Genomic DNA, 23411 nt, shown 5'->3' with positions numbered 1-23411 from the left:
CCCACTGTGCAGAGCCGTGCGCGGGCGGGGTCCCTCCCGGACCCCGCCCGCCGCGGTCGGCCCACGCCTCGATTGAGAAGACCATGGCACACACCGTCGAACCGGCGAAACCGCGCGGGGACGAGGAGGCCGTCGCACCGGCCTCCGACGAGACCGCGCCGCGCCGCCGCAGAACTCCCGCTCCGTACCTGCTCATCACCCCGGCACTGATCCTCCTCGCGGTCGTGCTGCTCTGGCCGATCGTGCAGATGGTGTGGTACTCGCTCACGAGTTTCACCACACGCAACCTCCTTCCGAACCAGCCCGGCCCGGAATGGAACGGCTTCGCCCACTACCAGCAGCTGCTGACCGACCCCACGTTCTGGACGATCCTGCGCAACACGGTCGTGGTCTGCGTGCTGATGGTCGGCATCACGATGGTGCTGGGCACCCTCGTGGGCCTGCTGCTCCACAAGATGCCCAAGTGGTTCGCCGGGTTCGTGTCCATCGGCATGATGCTCGCCTGGGCCACCCCCGCGCTGAGCGCGTCGCTGGTCTTCCGCTGGCTGTTCCTGCCCGAGCGCGGCCTGGTCAACGTCGTCCTCGACCGGATGCCGGACTGGCTGGTGGGCAGCGGATGGCTGGAGTACAACTGGTTCCTCGAACCGGGCTCGCTGTTCTCGGTCCTGATCATGGTGATCGTCTGGCAGTCCTTCCCGTTCGTGGCCGTCTCCGTCCTCGCCGGGCTCAAGAGCATCCCGAACGAGCTGTACGAGGCCGCGCGGATGGACGGCGCGAGCGCCTGGAAGGCCTTCTGGAACGTCACGTTCCCGATGCTGCGCCCGCTGTTCGCCCTGCTGCTCGTCCTCCAGATCATCTGGGACCTGAGGGTGTTCACCCAGCTGTACATCCTGGCGAACAGCTTCCAGAACCAGGACGTCTACCTGCTCTCGTACTACATCTACCAGCAGGGGTTCAGCGCCAGCCCGGCCAACTACGGCATGGGCTCGGCGATCGCGGTGGTCATGACCGTGATGATCCTCGGAGTCACCGCGTACTACCTGCGCATCATGATCCGCCAGGGGGAGACCCGATGACCGCGATCGACAACACCGCCGGCCCCTCCGCCCGGGCCGCCACCACCGCGACCGGCGGATCCGGAGCCGGGCGCCGCCGGGGCGCCGAGCGCGTCTACCGCCGCAGCCCGCTGCGCCGCCTGCGCTCCCTGCCGCTGTACCTGGCCGGGATCGCGGTGTTCCTCTTCTCGGTCTTCCCGGTGTACTGGATGGTCGTCACGGCCTTCAAGCCGGTGGGCGAGATCTTCACCCGGAACCAGACCCTGTTCCCGAGCGCGCCGACCCTGGAGCACTTCGACCGGGTCGTCAACGGCCAGCTCATCCCGGGTGTGAACTTCTGGCAGTTCCTGGGCAACAGCCTCGTCGTGACGCTCTTCGCCGTGGGCATGGGAGCGTTCCTGTCGCTGCTCGCGGCGGTGGCCGTCGCCCGCTTCCGGTTCAAGCTGCGCACCGCGTTCATCATCCTGCTGATGATCATCCAGATGGTGCCGATGGAAGCGATGATCATCTCGATCTTCCTCAACTTCCGCCAGCTGTCCGACGCCAGCGGCGTGCAGCTGCTCGGCAACCTGTCCGGCCTGCTCATCGTCTACACGGCCGTCTCCCTGCCGATCACGATCATGATGCTGCGCGGGTTCGTCGCGGCGGTGCCCAAGGAGCTGGAGGAGGCCGCGGCCATCGACGGCGCCAGCGCCTGGACCATCTTCTGGCGCATCCTGATGCCGCTGGTCGCGCCGGGCCTGGTCGCCGCGAGCATCTTCGCGTTCATCACCGCCTGGAACGAGTTCATCGTCGCGCTGACGTTCCTGGGCCGCAGCACGGACCACTACACGCTGCCCCTGACCCTGTCGTACTACTTCGGCCGGTTCGGCACCGAGTGGGGACCGATCATGGCGGCCTCCACCCTGCTGACCATCCCCGTGATGGTCTTCTTCCTGTTCGTCCAGCGGCGCATGGTCTCCGGTCTGACCATGGGAGCCGTCAAGGGCTGACCGGGCCCCACCCCGGGCGGGACCGCGGCCGGCGCCGCGGGCCCCGCCCGGGCACGCCCGCCGCACCGCTTCCCTACCCGTGTTCCCGCCACCCGTCTGCCCGAATGTCGCCCTCACCACCCCGATGGGGAGCCGCCGGCTCCAGTGGTGACCTCCCGGGCACCCCTATGCTCACCGAACGGAGCTCGTCATGCCGTACGACCCGACCCTGGCGCGTCTGGCCAACGCCACGCTGCTGGTGCCCTTCGAGTCCTACCACGCCCCTCGCTGGGTCCTGGAGGGTCTGGCGGACGGCATCTCCGGCGTCTGCCTGTTCCACAACAACCTGGACACACCCGAACAGGTGACCGCGCTGAACGCGGCCCTGTCCGAGGCCACGGACACCCCGCTGATCTCGCTGGACGAGGAGGGCGGCGACGTCACCCGCATCGGCCAGGCGCGCGGCAGCGACTACCCGGGCAACGCGGCCCTGGGCGCGGTGGACGACCCGGACCTGACCCGCGACACCCACCGCTCGATGGGCGACCGCCTCGCCGCCCTGGGCTTCAACCTGGACCTGGCGCCCTCGGTGGACGTCAACGTCGCCGACGACAACCCCGTGATCGGCACCCGGTCCTTCGGCTCCGACGCCGAACTGGTGGCCCGCCACGCGGCGGCCGCCGTGATCGGCCTCCAGGCCGCCGGCGTGGCCGCCTGCGCCAAGCACTTCCCCGGCCACGGCGCCACCTCCCAGGACTCCCACCACACGCTGCCCCGCGTGGAGGCCGACGCCGACCTCCTGCACCGCCGCGAGCTGCTCCCCTTCCGCGCGGCCGTGGAGGCCGGCGTGCAGTCGATCCTGACCGCGCACATCGAGCTGCCCGGCCTGGGCGGCGAGGGCCCGGCCACGCTCGCGCCGCACATCCTCAACGACCTCCTCCGCGACGAGCTGGGCTTCCGGGGCACCGTGGTCAGCGACGCCATGGACATGGACGGCGTCAGCGGCCGGATCGGCATCCCGGAGGCGAGCGTGCTCGCCGTGGCCGCCGGTGTCGACCTGCTGTGCCTGGGGCGCCGGGTCTACGAGGACCAGATCGAGCTGATCCGCGCCGCGCTGGTCACCGCGGTGCGCGAGGGCCGCCTCCCCGGGCAGCGCCTGGAGGAGGCCGCCGAGCGGAACGCGCGCCTGCGCACCTGGATCCGCGAGACGTCCGCGCGCAGGGCGGCCGCCCCCGCCGACGAGCCCGTCGGGCTGGCCGGGGCCCGCCGCGCCGTGCGCGTGGACGGCGACCTGCCGCCCCTGAGCGACCCGTTCGTGGTCGAGGTGGACGCCCCCGCCGGCATGGCCGTGGGCGAGGTCCCCTGGGGGCTGGCCCCCTGGTTCCCCGGCTCGGAGCGCGTCGCCCCCGACGCCGCCCAGGCGGACCGGCTCATCGCCGGCGCCCGGGGGCGCGACCTGGTGGTCGTCGTGAGGGACGCGCACCGCTACCCGGAGGCCCGGGCGCTCGTGAGCCGCCTGCTCGACGCCCGTCCCGGGGCCGTGGTGGTGGAGATGGGCCTTCCCATCTGGCGACCCGACTGCGGCGCCTACGTGAGCACCTACGGGGCCGCGCACGTGAACGGCCTGAGCGCGGCCGAACTGCTGGGGGGCGCCGTGGGCGCGCCCGCCCCCGGCGTGAGCTGAGGCCCCGCTCCCCCGGGGTCCGGCGCTCCCGGCCCGGTCCCGCCGCACGGCGGGGCCGGGCCGGCTCCGTTCACTCGGTCCGCCGCGTCCCGCCGCCGGACGCACGGGAACCCGGAGCGCGGTCGCCGGGGAGGGACACCGCCGGTGTCCCCGAAACCCGGTAGGAGAAGTACCCTTGGCCTGTAGCATCCCGGTCCGTCGGCACACCTGCCGGCGCCCGGTGCCCCATTCGCCCTTCTAACCACGGCATAATCACAGCATGCGCCTTTCAGCCCGGGTCGATTACGCGCTTCGCGCGGCAGCGGAACTCGCTGTCGCCGGCGACGGGCCGGTGACGGCCGAGCAGCTAGCACGCGCTCAGGCCATCCCCGGAAAATTCCTAGAGAACATCCTCACCCAGCTACGCCGTGCCGGGCTGGTGCGCAGCCAACGCGGCCCCGTCGGCGGTTACTGGCTGGCCCGACCAGCGGCGGAGATCTCTCTCGCCGACATCATCCGAGCGGTCGACGGGCCGCTCGCCAACGTGCGCGGGGAACGCCCCGAGCACGTGGACTACGACGGCGCGGCCCGCAGCCTGCAACAGGTGTGGATCGCGCTGCGCGCCAGCGAGCGCGCCATCCTGGAGGGGGTCAACCTCCAGCACCTGGTGACGAACGAGCTGCCCGAGGCGGTGCGTACGCTGGCGGAGGACCCCGAGGCCTGGGTGAACCACACCCACCGCTGACCGCGGCTGCGCCGGCGGGCGTCCTCGCGCCGTCCCGCACGTGAAGGAGCCGGCCACCCTCGGGTGGCCGGCTCCTTCACGTGGTCAGGGTGCGGCTGTACGGACAGTTCCCGGCCGGGGTCAGACCCCGACCATGTCGGCGACCTGGGGAACACGATCCGGTACCGGCTCGATGCCGAGGTCCTGGGCGGGGACGGGGTCGGTCGTGACCGCGTCACCCAGCAGAGCGGCCTCCTGCAGCTCGGCGAGGGCGAGCTGGTCGGAAACCTCCCTCAGAACCTGCGAAAGCGGGACCCCCAGGGCCCCGCAGATCGACGAGAGCAGTTCGGAAGAGGCTTCCTTCTGCCCGCGCTCGACCTCGGACAGGTATCCGAGGGATACACGCGCATCGGCCGACACCTCGCGGAGGGTGCGGCCCTGGCGCTGCCGCAGCCGCCTGAGCACGTCACCCAGTAGGTGACGAAGCAGGACCATCATTCGCGCTCCCTCCCACCGGTAGCGACCTTCATATACAACACCGTACCTGCCCCACGCCCGATTCGGGCACCTCTTGCCGTCCTGTTCGCTGGAGGGGGAACCTCACTCGGGGGTGGTTTTGTTCCCGAGTGCCGGGAGAGGGAGAACTGCCCCAATGGTTCAGGTCCGGGTGTTTCCCGCCGTGCTCCCGCGAACAACCGAGTCCAGGAGCGACAGCGCGCCCTCGACCGTGCGGTATCGGATACCCGCACGATCCCCGGTGAAACTGAACCGGCGGACGAACGTCCGGTCGTCCCAGGTGGCGACGGCCGCATAGACGGTGCCGACGGGCTGCCCGTCCTGGGGTTGGGGTCCGGCGACGCCGGTCACCGCGACCCCGTGGTCGGCGCCGAACAGGCGCCTGGCACCGCGGGCCATGTGGGCGGCCACGTCGGGGTGCACGGCTCCGTGCTCGGCCAGGAGGTCCTCGGGGACCCCCAGGACGGCCGCCTTGGCATCGGTGGCGTAGGTCACCACGCCGCCGCGGTAGGTGCGGGAGGAACCGGGGACGGCGGTCAGGTGGGCGCCGATCAGGCCGCCCGTCAGGGACTCGGCGGTGGCGCAGGTCCCACCGCTCTCCAGCAGGGCGCGGTGGACGGCCCCGGCAGCCGTCAGCGACTCGACGGGGAACTCCCTGACCTCGGAGCCCAGACCCACCCGGTCCTCCTGCTGGTTCATCCCCCGGTGTCCCTCCTCGCGCGCACGGCGCGCACGGCGTCCAGCACGTAGGCCCCGCCGGTCCACAGGGTCACGAACAGGGCCGCGCCCATCACGATGTGCGCGAACCACACGAAGAGGTCGCTGAACGGCAGGACCTGGAGCGGGAACAGGTAGACGCTGATGGCCACGATCTGGAGGACCGTCTTGAGCTTGCCGCCCCTGCTCGCCGGCATGACGACGTAGCGCAGGACCGCGAAGCGCAGGGCGGTGACGCCCCACTCGCGGACCAGGATCGCGATGGTCACCCACCACCACAGGTCGCCCTGGAGGGACAGCACGACGAGCGCGGACCCGGTGAGCGCCTTGTCCGCGATCGGATCGACGATCTTGCCGAAGTCGGTGACCAGGTTGTGGCGGCGGGCGAGCTCGCCGTCGATGCGGTCGGTGATGGCGGCGATCACGAAGACGGCGAAGGCGGCGAACCGCCACCATGAGCCGTCCAGGAACATGAACCACACGAAGACCGGGACCATGACCAGGCGGCTCATGGTGAGGATGTTCGCGATGTTCCACAGCGGAACGTGGGGGGCGGGCGTCGCCGCGTCGTGGGTGCTCATCTGTCCCCGGCTTCCCCGCCCGGCCGGGTCTCGTCCTGCTCGGCGACGAGGTCGGCGCCGGCCGACTGGACGACCGTGGCGGGCACCAGGTCGCCGACGGCGAGGCCCTCGCCGTACAGGATGGTGCTGCCGTCCACCTCGGGGGCCTGGTGGTCGGCCCGGCCCTCGTAGGCGCCGTCCTCCAGCACGCTCTCCACCAGGACGGTCACCTCGGTGCCGATCCGCTCCTCGGCCCGCTGGACCATCAGCTCCTCGGAGAGCCGGTTGAGCCGGTCCACGCGCTCCTGGACCACCTCGGCCGGGAGCTTGCCCTCGTGGGAGAGGGCCTCGGTCCCGTCCTCGTCCGAGTAGCCGAAGATGCCGATGGCGTCGAGGCGGGCCTCGGAGAGGAAGGAGACCAGGTCCTCGAACTCGGCCTCGGTCTCACCGGGGAAGCCCACGATGAAGTTCGAGCGCGCCCCGGCCTCGGGGGTCCGCTTGCGCACGGTGTCCAGGAGCTCCAGGAAGCGCTCGCGGTCGCCGAAGCGGCGCATGCGGCGCAGCAGGGTGCCGCTGGCGTGCTGGAAGGACAGGTCGAAGTAGGGGACGACGCCGGGGGTGCCGGTGAGGACGTCCACCAGGCCGGGACGGACCTCGGCGGGCTGGAGGTAGCTGACGCGGACGCGCTCCAGGCCCTCCACGGCGGCGAGGCGGGGCAGCAGCTTCTCCAGGGCGCGCACGTCGCCCAGGTCCTTGCCGTAGGACGTGGAGTTCTCGCTGACCAGGAAGACCTCGCGGACGCCCTCCCCCGCCAGCCACTCGGCCTCGCGCACGATCTCGTCGGGGTGCCGGGAGAGGTAGGCCCCGCGGAAGGTCGGGATGGCGCAGAAGGTGCAGCGGCGGTCGCAGCCCGAGGCGATCTTGAGGTTGGCGACCGGCCCGCCGGTGAGGCGGCGGCGCGGGACCGCCGCGCGGTAGGGCAGCTCGGTGCCGTCGGCCCCGGGCGCCTCGGCGAAGCCCGCGTGGCCGGGGACGTGCACCTGGGAGGCGTCGCGGTCGGCGGGGCTGATGGGCAGGAGCGTGCGCCGGTCGCGGGGGTCGTGCGGGACGAGCTTGCGGCCGGCCACGACGTCGTCGAGCCGGTCGGTGATGGCGGAGTAGTCGTCGAACCCGATGACCTGGGCCTCGGGGAGGGCGTCGGCCAGCTCGGAGCCGTACCGTTCTGCCATGCACCCCGCGGCGACGACCTTGCCGCCGTTCTCGGCCGCTTCGAGGAGGGTCTCGATGGAGTCCTGTTTGGCCGCGTCGATGAACCCGCAGGTGTTGACCACGGTGACGTCGGCCTTGGTGTCGCCGTCGACGAGGTCCCAGCCGCCCGCGGACAGACGCCCGGCCAGCTCTTCGGAGTCGACCTCGTTACGCGCACACCCCAGGGTGACGAGAGAGACAGTACGGCGCGATGACATGGCTTCCAAGCGTGTGGGAGAGCTTCGAGTGTGATGCGGGGGCCGGGGCGGACCGCTCGGACCGCGCGCACGGCGCGGCGCCGGTGGGCGCCGCCCGCAGCCCCCCACATTACCTTGGTCGGCTCACCCGCCCGTACCCCGGCCCGTCTTCCCCCAGGCAGCGGGCCGTGACGTCACCGGTCGAAGCCGTCGGGGCCGATGGCGACCTCCTTGACCTCACCGATCTCCCCGGCGGGCCCGAGGACCTCGCCGTCGACGGAGACCTCGACCGAGCCGGCGTCGCCGACCCACAGGCTGACGCCCTCCTCCGTCGCGTACTCCTGCGGCTCGCCCTTCAGGAGGAAGCCGGTGAACAGGTCGCTGCCGTCGGGGGCGGTGACCTTGATCCAGCTGCGTCCGGCGGACTCCAGCCCGAGGGTGAACTCGGCGGGCTCCTCGGCCTGTTCCGCCGCGGGCACGACGGCCGCGTCGTCCGCGCCCGCCCGCCCCTCCCCCGGGAGGACCGCGGAGTCCACGGTCTCGCCGCCCCCGTTGGACTCGAACGCGGTGCGCAGCGGGTTGCCCCCGTCCCAGTCCTGCCAGGTGCGGACGCCGACGACGACTCCCAGGAGGATGATGACGCCGACCACGGCCCAGGGCCAGTGGCGGCGGACCGCCTCGCCCCGCCGCCTGCGCGCGGCCGTGACCGCGGGGCGCGGCGCGGGCCTCGTGTCCCCGGGCCGGGTGCCGGCGTCCTCCCTCGGCCTCGGGACGCCCCGGGTGCCCCGCCGGGAGCCGGCCTCCTGCACTTCGGGGCCGGCGTCCTCCGCCTCCCCGCGGGAACGGCCCCCGCGCACGCCGGGGCGCAGGCGCTGGTCCCGTTCGAAGTGGCCCCAACGCTCGGCGGCGGCACCGGGGTCGTCCTCGCCGAAGCTCGGGAGCGGCCCCGCCATCGGCTCCTCGTCGTCGGCCGCGTACGCCTCGCCCCGCTCGGCGGCCACCGCCGCCCTGACCGCGGCGGGCGAGGCCGCCGGGTGGCGCGGCGGGGGGACGAAGGCCGGGGCGTCCGACGACGCGTGCTCGCGGTCGTACTCGGCCAGCAGCGGCGCCGGGTCCAGGCCGAGCGCCCTGCTGAGGCCGCGGATGTGACCGCGTGCGTAGAAGTCCCCGCCGCAGGGGACGAAGTCCTCCTCCTCGATGCCCTTGAGGACCGACTGCCGTATGCGCGTACGGGCGCTGAGGTCCGCGACCGTGTACCCCGCCGCGATTCGGGCGCCGGACAGGGTCTGACCGATCGTCGCCATGCGCACTCCTTCCGCGACTGTGTGTGACTGAATGGTCTCCACTCTGCCGTCCGGGGGTCGCCGACGCAGTTCACCACGCCCCATGAAGCTCTCAAGAACACGCCAAAGAGGGCACCGGCGCACAGAATGTCACCGCCTCCGTGCGGCAGGAGCGTGCTCCGGCGAAGGCCCGCGCCCCCGCCCGCGGGCCGGCTCAGCCCCCGCGGATCTCCGTCAGAACGCCCGGGAGCTCGTCCGGCGTGACGAGGACGTCGCGCGCCTTGGAGCCCTCGCTGGGGCCCACGACGTCGCGGCTCTCCATCAGGTCCATCAGGCGGCCCGCCTTCGCGAAGCCGACGCGCAGTTTGCGCTGGAGCATGGACGTCGACCCGAACTGGGTGGTGACCACCAGTTCGACGGCCTGGAGGAGGAGGTCGAGGTCGTCGCCGATGTCCTCGTCGATCTCCTTCTTCTTGCCCTCGGGGGCCGCGACGTCCTCGCGGTAGCTGGGCTCGGACTGCTTCTTGCAGTGCTCGACGATCGCCCGGATCTCCTTCTCGCTGACCCAGGCGTTCTGGAGGCGGATGGACTTGCCCGCGCCCATCGGCAGGAAGAGGGAGTCGCCCTTGCCCACCAGCTTCTCGGCGCCGGGCTGGTCGAGGATGACGCGGCTGTCGGCGAGGCTGGAGGTGGCGAAGGCGAGCCGGGAGGGCACGTTGGCCTTGATCAGCCCGGTGACGACGTCGACGCTGGGCCGCTGGGTCGCGAGCACCAGGTGGATCCCGGCGGCACGGGCCAGCTGCGTGATGCGCACGACCGCGTCCTCGACGTCGCGCGGGGCGACCATCATCAGGTCGGCCAGCTCGTCCACGATCACCAGCAGGTACGGGTAGGCCTCGTACACGCGCTCGCTGCCCGGAGGGGCGGTCAGCTGCCCGGCGCGCACGGCGGCGTTGAAGTCGTCCACGTGCCGGTAGCCCGAGGCCGCCAGGTCGTCGTAGCGGCGGTCCATCTCCCCCACCACCCACTGCAGGGCCTCCGCGGCCCGCTTGGGGTTGGTGATGATGGGCGTGATCAGGTGCGGGATGCCCTCGTACATGGTCAGCTCGACCCGCTTGGGGTCGACCAGGATCATCCGCACCTCGTCGGGGGTCGCCCGCATCATCAGCGAGGTGATCAGCCCGTTGATGCAGGTGGACTTGCCGGCGCCGGTCGCGCCGGCCACCAGCACGTGCGGCATCTTGGCCAGGTTGGCCACCACGTTGGAGCCCTCGACGTCCTTGCCCAGGCCCACCAGCATGGGGTGGTCGTCGGAGGTCGCGGCCGTCGAGCCCAGGACGTCGCCGAGGCTGACGAGGTCCTTGTCGGTGTTGGGGATCTCGATGCCGATCGCGGACTTGCCGGGGATGGGCGACTGGATCCGCACGTCGGCGCTCTTGACCGCCAGGGAGATGTTCTTGGCCAGCGCGGTGACCTTCTCGACCTTGACGGCCGGGCCCAGCTCGATCTCGTAGCGGGTGACGGTGGGGCCGCGCGTGAACCCGGTGACCTCGGCGTCGATGCCGAACTGGGTCAGCACCCCCGACAGCGCGGCGACCACGTCGTCGTTGGCCTTGGTGCGGGGCTTGACCGGGCTGCCCGGCTTGAGCATCCCCGGCGCCGGCAGCTCGTAGTCGCCCTCGACCACCCGGGACGGGATGGTCAGCTGCTCGGTCACGGCGGGGGGCGGCGTGGGGTCGGGGACGTCGACCTTCTTGCGGCCCGGCCTCTTCTTCCCGGCCGCGGTCGCGGCCGCCGCTGCGGCCTCCTCCTCGTCGGTGAGGGCGGGGGCGACGGGCTCCACCGGCACCACCGGGCTGTCGTAGGGGCGCTCGTGATCGCCCGCCACCGTCCCGGCCTCCGCCTCCTTCTTCGGCTTGCGCTTGCGGGGCCGAGCGGCCTTGGGCGCGGGGTCCGCGCCGAGGATGCCGATGCCCGAGTCGGGACCGGTGTCCCGCTCCATGAGGGCGTTGAACAGCGTCTGGAGGCGTTCGGGGACGCGCCGGATGGGGGTGGCGGTGACCACCAGGACTCCGAAGACCAGCACGAGGGCGAGCAGGACGCCGGTCAGCCACGGGGTGACGACGGCGCTGAGGGGGCCCGCCGCGACGAAGCCGATGAGCCCCCCCGACTCCTGGAGAGCCTCCAGGCCGTCGGAGGGCTCCGGGAGGCCGTTGGCGATATGGATCAGCCCGAGCAGCCCCAGCATGATCGAGACGGTGCCGATGAACAGCCGCCCGCCGTCCCCCTCCCGGCCCGAGCCGGGGGTGCGCATGAGCTTGACCGAGACCGGCAGGAACAGCAGCGGCAGGATCGGCGAGAACGTGCCGAAGCCGCCGACCACGATCATGCGGGTGTACTCCAGCAGCGGCCCCTCGCTCCGCCACCACACGGCGGCGGCGACGAGGACGCCCGCGGCCAGCAGGACCAGGCCGATGCCGTCGCGGCGCAGGTCGGGGTCGAGGTCGCGCGCGCTGCGGCCGACGGCGCGCGCGGCGCCGCCCACGGTGTGCGCGACCAGTTTCCACAGCACGAGCAGGAACTGGCCGAACATGGTGAAGGCGAAGGCGATGGGCCCGTCCGGCATGCGCTTCTTCGGCGCGGGCTTGCGGGCGGCGGGCTTCTTGCGTCCGGAACCACCGGAGGAGGCACGTGTGGCCATCGGGGTCACCTCCACGGGGGACGGGGTCGGTCGGACGGCCGGGCAGAACGGCCCGTCACGGCGGGCAGCCTACTGAAGCGTCCACCCCCTTGGCCCGTACCGGGACGGCGTGTCGCCCGAATCGGCCGGCGGCGCCCCGCCCGCGGCGCTCCCGGGGGCCGCCCGGCCCACGGGAACGGCCCGAGGCGTGCGCCTCGGGCCGTTCCCGTGCCCAGGTCCGGGGGCGCCCCCGGACCGGTCGGTCAGACCTCGACCAGGACAGGGATGATCATGGGACGACGACGGTACGTGTCGTTGACCCAGCGGCCCGTGTTGCGGCGGATGAGCTGCCGCAGCTGGTGCGGGTCGTTGACCCCGTCCCGGGCCGCCTTGTCCAGGGAGTCCTGGATCTTGTCGATGACGTCGTCGAAGGCTGCGGCGCCGATGCCCGCGCCCCGGGTGTGGATCTCGGGCTCCCCGAGGATCTTGCCGGTCCCGGAGTCCACCGCGACGACGACGGAGATGAACCCCTCCTCGCCGAGGATGCGGCGGTCCTTGAGCGAGGCGTCGGTGACGTCGCCGACCGAGGCTCCGTCCACGTACACGTACCCGGCCTGGACCGCGCCCACGATCTTGGCCCGGTTCTTGTACAGGTCCACCACCACGCCGTCCTCGGCGATGATGATCCGGTCCGAGGGAACGCCCGTGAGCTTGGCCAGGTCGGCGTGGGCGCGCATGTGCCGCCACTCGCCGTGCACCGGCATGAAGTTGCGCGGACGCACCATGTTGAGCACGTACAGCAGCTCACCGGCGGACGCGTGCCCGGACACGTGCACGAGGGCGTTGCCCTTGTGCACGACCTTGGCGCCCCAGCGGGTCAGGCCGTTGATCACCCGGTTGACGGAGTTCTCGTTGCCGGGGATCAGCGAGGAGGCGAGCAGGACGGTGTCGTCCTGCTCGATCCGGATCTGGTGGTCGCGGTTGGCCATCCGGCTCAGCGCCGACATGGGCTCGCCCTGCGAGCCCGTGCAGATCAGAACGGCCTCGTCCGGCCGCATCTGGTCGAGCTGCTTGACGTCGATGATCGTGTCGCCGGGGATGCTCAGGTAGCCCAGGTCGCGCGCGATGTTCATGTTGCGGACCATCGAGCGGCCCACGAACGCGATCTTGCGGCCGTGCTTGGACGCGGCGTCGATGACCTGCTGGACGCGGTGCACGTGCGAGGCGAAGCAGGCCACCACGATGCGCTTCTCGGCCTGCCGGAACACCTTGTCGATGGCCTCGGACAGGTTGCGCTCGTTGACGATGAACCCGGGCTGCTCGGCGTTGGTGGAGTCCGACAGCAGCAGGTCCACGCCCTCGTCGCCGAACCGGGCGAACCCGGCCAGGTCGGTGAGGCGGCCGTCCAGCGGCAGCTGGTCCATCTTGAAGTCACCGGTGTGCAGCACCGACCCGCCGGGGGTGCGGATGCCGACGGCCAGCGCGTCCGGGATGGAGTGGTTGACCGCGAAGAACTCCAGGTCGAAGGCGCCGAACTCGTGCCGCTCGCCCTCCTCCACCTGGAGGGTCACCGGCTTGATGCGGTGCTCGCCGAGCTTGGCGGTGATCAGCGCCAGGGTCAGGCGGGAGCCGACGATCGGGATGTCGGCCCGCTCGCGCAGCAGGAACGGGATACCGCCGATGTGGTCCTCGTGCCCGTGGGTGAGCACGACCGCCTCGATGTCGTCGAGCCGGTCCCGGATGTAGTCGAAGTCCGGCAGGATCAGGTCGACGCCGGGCTGCTCCTCCTCGGGGAAGAGCACGCCGCAGTCGACGACGAGCAGGCGGCCGTCGTACTCGAAGACCGTCATGTTGCGGCCGATCTCGCCGAGGCCGCCCAGGGCGACGACGCGCAGCGCGCCCTTGCCCAGGGGCGGGGGCGAGGTCAGTTCGGGGTGCGGGTGGCTCATACAGATCCCTCCGTGAGGCGCTCGACGCGCACGGCGCTGGCGGGGACGGCCTGGTGCGGGGCCAGTCCGATGGGGCCCTTGACGCCGGCGGCGGCAAGGTCTTCGCGCAGCAGGGCCTGGAGCTCGACCGACGCGTCGGTGAGCGGGGTGCGCACGGGACCGGAGGGCAGCCCGAACTGGTTCAGGATGGCCTTGGTCGTGATGACGCCCTGGGTGCGGAACATACCGGTGTAGACCGGGGTGAGGCGGCGGTGGATGGCCAGCGCCTGCCCGACCTCGCCCTTCTCGAAGGCGTCGATCATCTCGCGCAGGTCGGAGCCGACGATGTGGCCGACCACGCTGACGAAACCGGCCGCGCCGACGGACAGCAGCGGCAGGTTGAGGATGTCGGTGCCGCAGTAGAAGGCCAGGTCGGTCCGCTCCATCACCCAGGAGCTGGCGCCGATGTTGTCCTTGGCGTCCTTGTTCGCGACGATGCGGGGGTGCTCGGCCAGGCGGACGAGGGTCTCCGACGCGATCGGCGTGCCGGTGCGGTGCGGGATGTCGTAGAGCATGACCGGCAGCTCGGTGGTGTCCGCGATCTCGGTGAAGTGCCTGATCAGGCCTTCCTGAGGCGGCTTGTTGTAGTAGGGCGTCACGGTCAGCAGACCGTGCGCGCCCGCCTTCTCCGCGGCCTTGGCGAGCCTCACGCTGTGGCGGGTGTCGTTGGTCCCGACCCCGGCGATGACCCTGGCGCGGTCGCCGACCGCCTCCAGGACCGCCCTGAGCAGGCGGTCCTTCTCGTCGTCGCTGGTGGTCGGCGACTCACCCGTGGTGCCGCTGATGATGAGGCCGTCGTTGTTCTGCTCGTCGACGAGGTACGTGGCCAGTCTGGCCGCGCCCTCGTAGTCGAGTTCGCCGTCGTCGAGCATGGGCGTGACCATCGCGGTCAGCATCTTGCCGAACGGGCGGTTCTTGGTGTCCGTCATCGTGTGTGAAAGGCCTCCGGACCGCCGCCGCTGGGCGGTGGGTCCGAAGGTGCCCCTCCTCCTCTCGGTGTGCGTCGACAGCTGGATGTGTCCCGTGCACATGACGCGTGCACGGATGTGCGGCGCTGCGTGTCCGCCACCGCGACCGGCGGTACGCGATCCGGTCGCGGGAAAGTTCCTGTGGTGCCCCGTCTTGGGTCGGGCGCGGGGTCGTGCCCTGCTCGGCCGCCGTCCTCGTGGGTCGAGGTTGACGGACCGGCTCATGTGAACCTACCCGTCCCGGACCCGTGCCATCCGGCCGGGCCCGGGATCCGCGCGCAGGTCAGGGTCGCGGAAGGGGGTTGGTCGGGCGGTGTCCGCCCCGGTCTCAGTCGTCCTGTCCGTCCGGAAGGAACATGCTCAGAAGCCAGCTGACGATGGTGACGACGATCGCACCCCAGAACGCGGGCCAGAACCCCTCGATGTGGAACGGGAGGGTGAACAGGCTCGCGATCCAGTTCGTGAGCATGAGCAGCAGCGCGTTCACCACCAGGCCGATCAGCCCGAGGGTCAGCGCGTAGAACAGGCACCCGACGGCCTTGACGATCGGTTTGATGATCGCGTTGACCACACCGAAGATGGCGCCGACGGCGAGGTAGACGCCGATCTGACCAGCGGTGGTCTGGGCTGTGACGTCGATCCCGTCGATCAGGAAGACAGCCGCCCAAAGGGCGAGCGCGTTCACGATAACTCTGATAATGAGGCTCACAACTGTAGATGTTCCCATGCCGAGGCAAGGTCCGGAAACTCCGGCGTAGGTGATCTTGCCGCGGCACGCTCCCCAGGAGGCCCCATCGTGTCCAGCGCCCAGTTCGTCCGCTCCGCCCGCGCCACCGACGTGGACACCGTCGTGGACGTCCAGGTGGCCTCGTGGCGGGCGGTGTACGGGGCTCTGCTGCCCGACGCGGTGGTCGCCGAGATCGGCGGCGCCGACGCCCGGAGGCAGTTCCACGAGCAGTGGACGGCCGCACTGGAGTCCCCGCCGACCTCCCGGCACCGGCTGGTGGTGGCCACCGACGAGGTCGGGGGGGTGCGGACCGTGACGGGGTTCGCCGCGTTCGGCCCCGCGGGCGACCCGGACCTGTGGCCGGCCACGGACGCGGAGGTGTTCGCTCTGCACGTGGACCCGGAACGGGCCCGGGAGGGGCACGGCAGCCGCCTCGTCAACGCCTGCGTGGACCACCTGGTGGACGACGGCTTCGGCACGGTGCACGTGTGGGTGCCGGAGGCCGGCAACGCGCTGCGCGCGTTCTTCGAGGCGTCGGGGTGGCGCGCCGACGGCGCCCGCCGGGAGATCGACCTGGGTTCGCCGCTGCCGATGGTGCGCCTGCACGCGGCGATCTCCGCGTAGGGGCGCCCCCGCCTCCGGTCCGGGGCCGCGGCCGGTTGGGGACAGCCGCGGACAGGGACTACCGTTGGGTGGTTGTCTGCGTTGCGCACCAGGTGCGGCGCAGTGTCGTCGAGGGTGGAGGACCGCCGCGTGGCCACGGTCAGTGAATGGGTCTCGGGGCTGCGTCCCCGTACGCTTCCGAATTCGGTCGTCCCGGTGGCGGTCGGCACGGCGCTGGCCCTCGCCCTGGACGGGTTCGTCTGGTGGAAGGCCCTGCTGGCCCTGGTGGTGTCCATGTCCCTCCAGGTCGGGGTGAACTTCGCCAACGACTACAGCGACGGCGTGAAGGGCACCGACACCGAGGAGCGCACCGGTCCGACCCGTCTGACGGCGTCGGGCCTGGCGGAGCCGGGGCACGTGCTCGCCGCCGCCCTGGGGAGCTTCGCGTTCGCGGGCGCCGTCGGCCTGGTGCTGGTGGCGACGTCGTCGTGGTGGCTGCTCCTGGTGGGCGCCCTGGCGATCGCCGCGGCCTGGTACTACACCGGCGGCCGCGCGCCGTACGGCTACCGGGGCCTGGGCGAGGTGTCGGTGTTCGTCTTCTTCGGCGTGGTGGCCGTGGTGGGCACGGTGTTCGTGCAGCTGGGCTCGGCGCCGTGGCAGGCCTGGGTGGCCTCCGTCCCGGTCGGCCTGCTGTCCTGCTCCGTGCTGGTCATCAACAACCTGCGGGACATCCCGACGGACCGGGAGACCGGGAAGGTCACCCTCGCGGTCCGGCTCGGCGACGCGGGTACGCGGCGGCTGTTCGCGGGCGCGGTCGGCGCCTCCTACGCGGTCGCGCTGGTGCTGACCCCGGTGTTCTGGTGGACCCCGCTCGTGCTGCTGACGGCGCCGCTGGCGGTGCCGCCGCTGAGGCGTGTGCTGGGCGGACAGGCGGGGCGCGACCTGGTCCTGGGCCTGGGCGAGACGGGCAGGCTGCAGATGGCGTTCGGCGTCCTGTTCTCGGCCGCCCTCGCCCTGGGCTAGGGAACGGCGCCGCGGTCCCCGTCCGAGAGGTGTGTGGGGGAGCCGTTCCGGACGGTGCCCGCCGTCGACGGCCCGCCCCGGCCCGTTCCGCGGCCGGACGCGGTCCTCGCGGGGCCCCGTCCGGCCCGCGCGGGGCCCCGGCGTCCGGGCCCGGCTGTGGCCGGGACACTCCGTCCGGCCTGCGAGGACACGGTCCGGGCCCCGGTGCGCGCCCCCGTGGGACTAGTATGCGGGCCGGTCCCCCAGACACGCGTTCAGCCACGGTAGGGAGAAGACGACACCGTGCCCAGCGAGAACACCGCCCCCGACCCCCTCGACCTCGCTCCGGACCCGGAAGCGTGGGCGGAGCGCTCGGCCCAGCAGGCCGCCGCGTTCGACACGATCGGAGAACGCTACGACGAGGCCTTTCCGCGTAAAGAGGGGCAGGAGGAGCGGGTCCGGCGGTTGCTGGACCTGCTGCCGCCCGGAGCACACGTGCTCGACCTGGGCTCGGGCACCGGGCTGCCGACCGCCCGCCAGTTCGCCTCCGCGGGCGTCCGTGTCACCGGCTACGAGATCTCCGGGCGGATGATCGAGATCGCGCGCCGCAACGTGCCCCAGGCGACCTTCGTCCAGGCCGACATCCTCGACCTGAAGCCGGTCGAGTCCTCCTACGACGCCATCGTGGCGTTCTTCTCCCTGCTGTGCCTGCCCAAGGCGCGCATCCCCGAGGCGCTCAGCCGGATCCGGGCGTCGCTGGTCCCGGAGGGCCTGCTGTGCCTGGCCATGGTGGAGGCCGACATGGACGACGCGCCGATCCCCTTCCTCGGCTCGGACGTCCGCGTGTCCGGCTATCCGCGCGAGGAGCTGCGCCGGGTGGTGCGGGAGGCGGGGCTGCTCGTCGAGGACGAGCGGGTCGTCTCCTACGAGCCGGAGGACTCCGGCGCGCACCCCGAGACCCAGGTCTTCCTCACCTGCCGCCGGGGCGCCTGAGCGGCGGGCGCCTCCCGGACCCCGGGCACGGCGAGGGGGAGGCGCCCGGTCGGTCGCCTCCCCCTCGCCGGAGCGCGTCTAGTCGAGGTCCAGGAGGGCGTCCAGGCCCACCGTGAGCGGGTCGGCGAGACCGGCGACACCGCGGACCCCCAGGAGCACCCCGGGCATGAACGAGGTGCGGTTCATCGAGTCGTGCCGGATCTTCAGGGTCTCCCCGTCGGTGCCGAACACGACCTCCTGGTGGGCGATGAGCCCGGTGATGCGCAGGGCGTGCACGCGGACCCCGTCCACGTCGGCGCCGCGGGCGCCGGGGATCTCCGACGTCGTGGCGTCGGGCATCGGCGCGGCCCCGGCCTCCCGGCGCGCCTCGGCGACGAGCTCCGCGGTCCGGTAGGCGGTGCCGCTGGGGGCGTCGGCCTTGTTGGGGTGGTGCAGCTCGATGATCTCGGTGGACTCGAAGTACGGCGCGGCCTTGCGCGCGAAGTGCATCATCAGCACGGCGGCGATGCCGAAGTTCGGGGCGATCAGCACCTTCGCCCCGGGCGCGGCGGCCTGCATGGCGCGCACCCGCTCCAGCCTGGCCTCGTCGAAGCCGCTGGTCCCGACGACGGCGTGGATCCCGTGGCCGATGAGCCACTCCAGGTTGTCCATCACCGCGTCGGGGTGGGTGAAGTCGACGACGCAGTCGGCGCCCAGCACCGCGCTCCGGTCGTCGGCGCTGTCCACGCCCGCCACGAGTTCCATGCCGTCGGCGGCCTGAACCGCGCGGACGACCTCTGACCCCATACGCCCATCGGCGCCGAAAACTCCTACCTTGAACACGCCACGAGCGTACCGGAGTCACGGACGGCCCCGGTGTGGCGCCGCCCGCCCGGAGGCGGCCGACGTGCGGTGATCCGCCGTCGGCGGAGCGGGCGCGCGGTCGGCCTCCTCGGGCGGGCGCGGTCAGCGCGCGGCGGCGAGGGTGAGCGCGAAGTCCCCGGCGGGGTCGGTCCACCAGTGGGAGGGCTCGAACCCGGCGGCGCCGAGTTCGGCGGCCAGCCCTTCGCGGCGGAACTTGGCGGAGACCTCGGTGCGCATCTCCTCCCCCGGGGCGAAGCCGACCTCCAGGTCCAGGTCGGCGACCCGCACGTGCTGGGCGGAACGGGCGCGCAGGCGCATCTCGATCCACTCCTCCCCGGCGTTCCAGCGGGCGATGTGGTCGAAGGCCGCGGGGTCGAAGTCGGCGCCGAGCCTGCGGTTGAGGACGCCGAGGACGTTGCGGTTGAACTCGGCGGTGACCCCCTGGGCGTCGTCGTAGGCCGCGACCAGGCGGGCCGGGTCCTTGACCAGGTCCACGCCGAGCAGGAGCGAGTCCCCGGCGTCGAGCACGGCGCGGATGTCGCGGAGGAAGACGGCGCGCGGCCCCGGCTCCTGGTTGCCGATGGTGGAGCCCAGGACGGCCAGGAGCCGGCGTCCGCCGTTCTCGCCGACCGGGAGGAGCCCGAGGTGCTCCTCGAAGTCGCCGACGACGCCGTGGACGTCGAGCCCGGGGTAGTCGTCGACGACGCCGCGCGCGGAGGCGGCGAGGAAGTCGCCGCTGACGTCCACGGGGACGAAGCCGGTGAGGCGGCCGTGGCGGAGCATGGCGTCGAGGAGGAGCCGGGTCTTGACCCCCGATCCGGAGCCGAGCTCGATCAGCGTCTCCGCGTCGGCCGCGGCGGCGATCTCTTCGGACCGGACCTCCAGGATGCTCCGCTCCGCGCGGGTGGGGTAGTACTCGGGCAGCCCGGTGATCTCCTCGAACAGGGCGCTGCCGCGTTCGTCGTAGAACCACTTGGGCGGGAGCTGCTTGGGCACTGCGGTGAGCCCGGCGGCGACGTCGCTGCGCAGGGCCTTGTCGAGGTCGTCGGCGGTCAGGTTTCGGTCGATCCGGAACATGGTGCCTCCTGTGTCCCTTGGTGGGTGCCCGTGGGCGTGCCGGTGCCGCGGGGGCGGCGCCCCGGCCGTCAGGCGATCGGGTGGATCCCGGTGCGCTCCCGCGTCGCGACGGCGACGGAGCCCTCGGGCACCTCGCGCCAGCCGCGCGCGTCGTCGAAGGGCTCCGAGGCCAGGAAGACCCCTCCCCCGGGCTCCCTGAGGGTGAAGAGGGTGTCCCCGGCGGCGGTGGCGACGATGCTCTCCCCGTCGGCGGCCAGCAGGTTGTAGCGGCCGTCGGAGTGCTCGCGGGCGTGGCGGACCACGCCCGCCAGCGCCCCGGCGAGGTCGCCGGAGGCCCGCCACAGCCGCACGGTGTGGGCGAACAGGGGAGCGGAGTCCACCGGGGAGCGCGCGTCCAGCACGCCCGGGGGTGGGACGAAGGCCGCCGCGAGCGCCTCGTCGTCCTTGACCGCGCCGTTGTGGCTGAACAGCAGCCGGTCGGCCCGGAAGGGCTGCGCGCCCGACTCCTCGGAGCCGAACCCGACGGTGGCGTCGCGGACCGCGGCCACCACGCACCCGGAGGTGATGGCGCGCGCCGCGTCGGCGAAGGACGAGTCGCTCCAGATGGGCATGGCCCGGCGGTAGCGCAGCGGCCCCGGGGGGCCGGCCTGCGGCAGGCCGGACGCCGACGGGTCCGGGGGCGCCGACGGGTCCGCGGGCGCGGCGGTCCCCGGCGCCCCGTGCGGCGGGTACCAGCCGACACCGAAGCCGTCGGCGTTGACGGTGCCGTGCCGCTGCATGCGCGGCGCCCACGACTGGACGTGCAGCGAGTGGGGCGCCGCGTACAGCAGCTCGTGCAGCGTACGCGGCGGCCCCAGGTAGGCGAGGTGACGGCACATCAGGCGGGTTCCCCGTCCCGTGCGCAGCGGAAGCCGCTGAAGATCTGCCGGCGGATCGCGTGGTCCCAGTTGCGGAAGGTGGAGCGGACGGCCGTGGGGTGGGTGGCCCAGGAGCCGCCCCGCAGCACCTTGTAGCCCTGGTCGAAGAACACCTCCGAGTACTCGCGGTACGGGAAGGCGCGGAACCCCGGGTAGCCCGTGAAGGTGGTGGAGGTCCACTCCCACACGTCGCCGATCAGCTGCTGCACCCCCAGCGGCGACGCGCCGTCGGGGTGGCGCCCCGCCGGGGAGGGCCCCAGCTTGCGCTGGCCCAGGTTGGCGTGCCGGGGCCGGGGCTCCTCGTCGCCCCACGGGTACCGGCGGGACAGGCCGGTCGCGGGGTCGAACCTGGCGGCCTTCTCCCACTCCGCCTCGCTGGGCAGGCGCTTGCCCGCCCACGCGGCGTACGCGGAGGCCTCGTGGAAGTTGACGTGCTGCACGGGTTCCTCGGACGGCACCATCTCCTGGCGGCCGAACCTGCGGCGGGACCACCCGTCGCCCTCGGGGCTCCAGAAGGCGGGGGCGGCCGCGCCGGTCCTCTCCCGCCACTCCCAGCCCTCCAGGGTCCACCAGCGGTGGTCCCGGTAGCCGCCGTCCTCCATGAACCGCTGGTAGGCGGCGTTGGTGACGGGCCTGGTGTCGATCCAGTAGGGGTCGAGGACGACCTCGCGGGAGGGGCGCTCGTTGTCGTAGGCCCAGGGGTCGTCGTCGGCGCCCATCGTGAACGGGCCGCCGGGGACGTACACCTCCTCCTCCACGGGCGGGCGCAGGGCCGCGACGGCGCCGGTGTCCTCCAGCAGGACGGGGACGCCCTCGCGGAGCTGGTGGGTGGCGAGCATGGTCTCGTCGTGCTGGTGCTCGTGCTGGATCACCATGTGGAAGACGAACCCGGCGCCGAGCAGCGACCGCCGCCCGTCGGGCTCCCCGCGCTGCTCCGGGATCCCGAGGTCGGCGGAGTCGAGGGCGTCGAGCACCTCCTTGCGGACCCGGTCGTTGTACTCGCGTGCCTCCTCGGGCCGCAGGAGCGGCAGGGTGACGCGGTCGGCGCGCGGGTTCTCGAAGGCGTCGTAGAGGCCGTCGATGTCGGGACGCAGCGCCTCGCGTCCCCCGGCGGCCCGCAGCAGCCACTGCTCCTCGTAGTTGCCGATGTGGGCCAGGTCCCAGACGAGCGGCGACATGAGGGGCGAGTGCTGGGCGAGCAGGCCCTCGTCGTCGAGGGCGTCGATCGTGAGCCCGTTGCTGCGCCGCCGGCTCCGTTCGAGTTCGGTGGCGATGCGCTCCTTGGCGCGTTCCTGTTCGTGGTTCACCGTGCTCCTCCGCTGTGTCGGTGGGTCCCTGTCCGTCCCGCCCGGGTACCGACGCGCCCCGGGCGCGGGGCGGGAACGCTCGGCCGCGCGTCGGCGGGGCACAGCCCGCGCCGGACGTGGCGGTCGGCGTAGTCGTCGACGAGGGAGGAGAGTCCGGCGGCGCCCATGCGGGGCAGGGCTTCGACGGCCGCGTCGAAGCAGGAGCGGGCGCACTCGGCGACGGCGGGGTCGCCGGGGCCGAGCCGGGCGGAGCGCATCCACAGGCGGCGGTCGGGGAAGGGGCCGCGGCAGAGCTTCTCCGTGGCCTCCTCGGCCACGGCGCGGGCGCGGGGGTCGTCGACGAGGGCGGCGCAGAGCGCCATGGGGACGGGCCACCAGCGGCGGGGGACCGCGTCGATCATGCGCAGTTCCCACCAGCCGCGCGGGCGTACGGGCGGGAAGAGGGTGCTGAGGTGGAACTCCACATCGGCGGGGGTGAGGGGTCGGGGGCCCCGGCCCCCGACCCACTCGGCCAGGGTGATGCCGGGATCCGGGGTCCAGGTCCCGCCGCCGCCGGGGATCTCGGGGACCGCCATGACGTCGGCGGCGAGGGCGTAGTCCGTCCACGCGGTGGCCGGGTCGGGGTGGCTGCCGGTGTCCAGGACGGGGCGCGTGCGGCCGGCGTCGGTGGCCGCCCAGATCGCCCACCGGGTGGACTTCCATCCGGTGGGGCGGCCCCGCCAGACGGCGGAGTTGGCGAACGCGGCGACGAGGACCGGCCCGAGCCGGTGGACGAGCTCCCAGCGGGCACGTCCGTCGGCGCGGTCGACCCCCGTGTCCAGGCACACCTGGAGGGAGGCGGTGCTGCACATCATGGTGTGGCCGCTGGGCTGGCGGCGGCCGGCGAAGAACCGCTCCATGGCCGTGTAGCGGGGCAGCCGCAGCTGGCGTACGGGCGGTCGGAGCGGGTCGAGCGCGGTCTCGACCAGGTGGAGCCCGCCGCCCGCGAGGACCTTGGAGACGTGGTCCAGGTCGGCGGCCAGGGCCTCGTGCGCCCGGGCCGGGCCCGGCAGCACGGGAGAGCTGAGCTCGATCTGCCCGCCGGGCTCGAAGGTGACCGCGCTTCCCGCGGGCGGGGGCCCGCCGGCCTCCAGCAGCGCCGCGAGGCGGTCGACGGCGACGGGTGCGGTCGGGTGCGCGGAGTCCGCGACCAGCCACTCGGTCTCGGTCCCGACCTTGCCTGGAGGGCCGGTCTTGAAACAGACCCCGTTGATGTACTCGTGAACGTCTTCCGTGGTCATGTGGTGCGCCATGCGAGGCTCCCTCGGAACGACACCCCTCCGGGGTGTGACACCCCAGGGTCCTGCCCAGGGGCCCGGCGCGCCGAACGTCT

21 protein-coding genes are annotated in these 23411 nt (G+C 72.6%); 7 read left to right on the top strand and 14 right to left on the bottom strand.

What is annotated here, in order from left to right:
• The first annotated feature begins 83 nt into the window (after positions 1–83).
• The 4 genes from ACFQBR_RS00890 (at position 84) to ACFQBR_RS00875 (ending at position 4434) form a co-directional block, all read left to right on the top strand.
• Positions 84–1076: a carbohydrate ABC transporter permease gene (locus ACFQBR_RS00890; protein ID WP_267946026.1), complete on the top strand. Its 993-nt coding sequence runs from the start codon at positions 84–86 to the stop codon at positions 1074–1076.
• Positions 1073–2047 (top strand): carbohydrate ABC transporter permease, encoded by a 975-nt coding sequence (locus ACFQBR_RS00885; protein WP_344184293.1) that lies wholly within the window; start codon positions 1073–1075, stop codon positions 2045–2047. The genes ACFQBR_RS00890 and ACFQBR_RS00885 overlap by 4 nt, the downstream gene beginning before the upstream one ends.
• A gap of 190 nt (positions 2048–2237) precedes the next feature.
• Entirely contained in the window at positions 2238–3710 is a 1473-nt protein-coding gene (locus ACFQBR_RS00880; protein ID WP_344184294.1) for a glycoside hydrolase family 3 protein, read from the top strand.
• A gap of 259 nt (positions 3711–3969) precedes the next feature.
• Entirely contained in the window at positions 3970–4434 is a 465-nt protein-coding gene (locus ACFQBR_RS00875) for an RrF2 family transcriptional regulator (RefSeq protein ID WP_267946029.1), read from the top strand.
• 120 nt (positions 4435–4554) lie between these two features.
• Here ACFQBR_RS00875 and ACFQBR_RS00870 read toward each other — a convergent pair whose 3' ends face one another.
• The 9 genes from ACFQBR_RS00870 to ACFQBR_RS00830 all read right to left on the bottom strand — a co-directional run bounded on the left by ACFQBR_RS00870 (position 4555) and on the right by ACFQBR_RS00830 (position 15279).
• Positions 4555–4911: a helix-turn-helix domain-containing protein gene (locus ACFQBR_RS00870; RefSeq protein ID WP_330160277.1), complete on the bottom strand. Its 357-nt coding sequence runs from the start codon at positions 4909–4911 to the stop codon at positions 4555–4557.
• 159 nt (positions 4912–5070) lie between these two features.
• A complete protein-coding gene (locus ACFQBR_RS00865) occupies positions 5071–5628 on the bottom strand; it encodes a CinA family protein (RefSeq protein ID WP_267946031.1) in 558 nt (185 codons plus the stop codon).
• Positions 5625–6227, bottom strand: coding sequence for a CDP-diacylglycerol--glycerol-3-phosphate 3-phosphatidyltransferase (gene pgsA / locus ACFQBR_RS00860; protein WP_267946032.1), 603 nt, complete (start codon positions 6225–6227; stop codon positions 5625–5627). Before pgsA ends, ACFQBR_RS00865 begins: the two co-directional genes overlap by 4 nt.
• A complete protein-coding gene (gene rimO, locus ACFQBR_RS00855; protein WP_344184295.1) occupies positions 6224–7672 on the bottom strand; it encodes a 30S ribosomal protein S12 methylthiotransferase RimO in 1449 nt (482 codons plus the stop codon). The genes pgsA and rimO overlap by 4 nt, the downstream gene beginning before the upstream one ends.
• A 173-nt stretch (positions 7673–7845) precedes the next feature.
• Positions 7846–8955 (bottom strand): helix-turn-helix domain-containing protein, encoded by a 1110-nt coding sequence (locus ACFQBR_RS00850; protein WP_378551731.1) that lies wholly within the window; start codon positions 8953–8955, stop codon positions 7846–7848.
• A gap of 193 nt (positions 8956–9148) precedes the next feature.
• The gene (locus ACFQBR_RS00845) at positions 9149–11635 is read right to left on the bottom strand and encodes a DNA translocase FtsK (protein ID WP_344184298.1); all 2487 of its coding nucleotides are present in this window, start codon (positions 11633–11635) and stop codon (positions 9149–9151) included.
• 242 nt (positions 11636–11877) lie between these two features.
• A complete protein-coding gene (locus ACFQBR_RS00840; RefSeq protein WP_352982869.1) occupies positions 11878–13563 on the bottom strand; it encodes a ribonuclease J in 1686 nt (561 codons plus the stop codon).
• On the bottom strand, positions 13560–14531 hold the full coding sequence (gene dapA, locus ACFQBR_RS00835) for a 4-hydroxy-tetrahydrodipicolinate synthase (RefSeq protein ID WP_267946037.1): 972 nt from the start codon (positions 14529–14531) through the stop codon (positions 13560–13562). Before dapA ends, ACFQBR_RS00840 begins: the two co-directional genes overlap by 4 nt.
• Before the next feature lie 367 nt (positions 14532–14898).
• Positions 14899–15279, bottom strand: coding sequence for a phage holin family protein (locus ACFQBR_RS00830; protein ID WP_267946038.1), 381 nt, complete (start codon positions 15277–15279; stop codon positions 14899–14901).
• 87 nt (positions 15280–15366) lie between these two features.
• Here ACFQBR_RS00830 and ACFQBR_RS00825 point away from each other — a divergent pair, with 87 nt between their 5' ends.
• The 3 genes from ACFQBR_RS00825 to ACFQBR_RS00815 all read left to right on the top strand — a co-directional run bounded on the left by ACFQBR_RS00825 (position 15367) and on the right by ACFQBR_RS00815 (position 17895).
• Positions 15367–15921, top strand: a complete 555-nt coding sequence (locus ACFQBR_RS00825) for a GNAT family N-acetyltransferase (protein ID WP_344185368.1) — start codon at positions 15367–15369, stop codon at positions 15919–15921.
• Positions 15922–16050: 129 nt separating this feature from the next.
• Positions 16051–16923, top strand: a complete 873-nt coding sequence (locus ACFQBR_RS00820) for a 1,4-dihydroxy-2-naphthoate polyprenyltransferase (protein ID WP_267946040.1) — start codon at positions 16051–16053, stop codon at positions 16921–16923.
• A 282-nt stretch (positions 16924–17205) separates the two neighbouring features.
• Positions 17206–17895 (top strand): class I SAM-dependent DNA methyltransferase, encoded by a 690-nt coding sequence (locus ACFQBR_RS00815; protein WP_267946041.1) that lies wholly within the window; start codon positions 17206–17208, stop codon positions 17893–17895.
• 78 nt (positions 17896–17973) lie between these two features.
• Here the strand turns inward: ACFQBR_RS00815 and dapB are convergent, their stop codons facing one another.
• The 5 genes from dapB to egtA form a co-directional block, all read right to left on the bottom strand.
• Positions 17974–18717, bottom strand: a complete 744-nt coding sequence (gene dapB / locus ACFQBR_RS00810) for a 4-hydroxy-tetrahydrodipicolinate reductase (protein WP_267946042.1) — start codon at positions 18715–18717, stop codon at positions 17974–17976.
• A gap of 123 nt (positions 18718–18840) precedes the next feature.
• Positions 18841–19815, bottom strand: coding sequence for an L-histidine N(alpha)-methyltransferase (gene egtD, locus ACFQBR_RS00805; RefSeq protein WP_344185371.1), 975 nt, complete (start codon positions 19813–19815; stop codon positions 18841–18843).
• Positions 19816–19883: 68 nt separating this feature from the next.
• Positions 19884–20693 carry a class II glutamine amidotransferase domain-containing protein gene (locus tag ACFQBR_RS00800; protein WP_378551725.1) on the bottom strand — a complete coding sequence of 270 codons (810 nt, stop codon included), beginning with the start codon at positions 20691–20693 and terminating at the stop codon, positions 19884–19886.
• The gene (gene egtB / locus ACFQBR_RS00795; protein WP_344185375.1) at positions 20693–22039 is read right to left on the bottom strand and encodes an ergothioneine biosynthesis protein EgtB; all 1347 of its coding nucleotides are present in this window, start codon (positions 22037–22039) and stop codon (positions 20693–20695) included. Before egtB ends, ACFQBR_RS00800 begins: the two co-directional genes overlap by 1 nt.
• A complete protein-coding gene (gene egtA, locus ACFQBR_RS00790; protein WP_267946046.1) occupies positions 22036–23331 on the bottom strand; it encodes an ergothioneine biosynthesis glutamate--cysteine ligase EgtA in 1296 nt (431 codons plus the stop codon). The genes egtB and egtA overlap by 4 nt, the downstream gene beginning before the upstream one ends.
• Between the last annotated feature and the right edge of the window lie 80 nt (positions 23332–23411).

Source organism: Nocardiopsis tropica (assembly GCF_042660575.1).
Classification (GTDB): domain Bacteria; phylum Actinomycetota; class Actinomycetes; order Streptosporangiales; family Streptosporangiaceae; genus Nocardiopsis; species Nocardiopsis tropica.
This window is presented reverse-complemented; position numbering and strand designations above follow the sequence as displayed.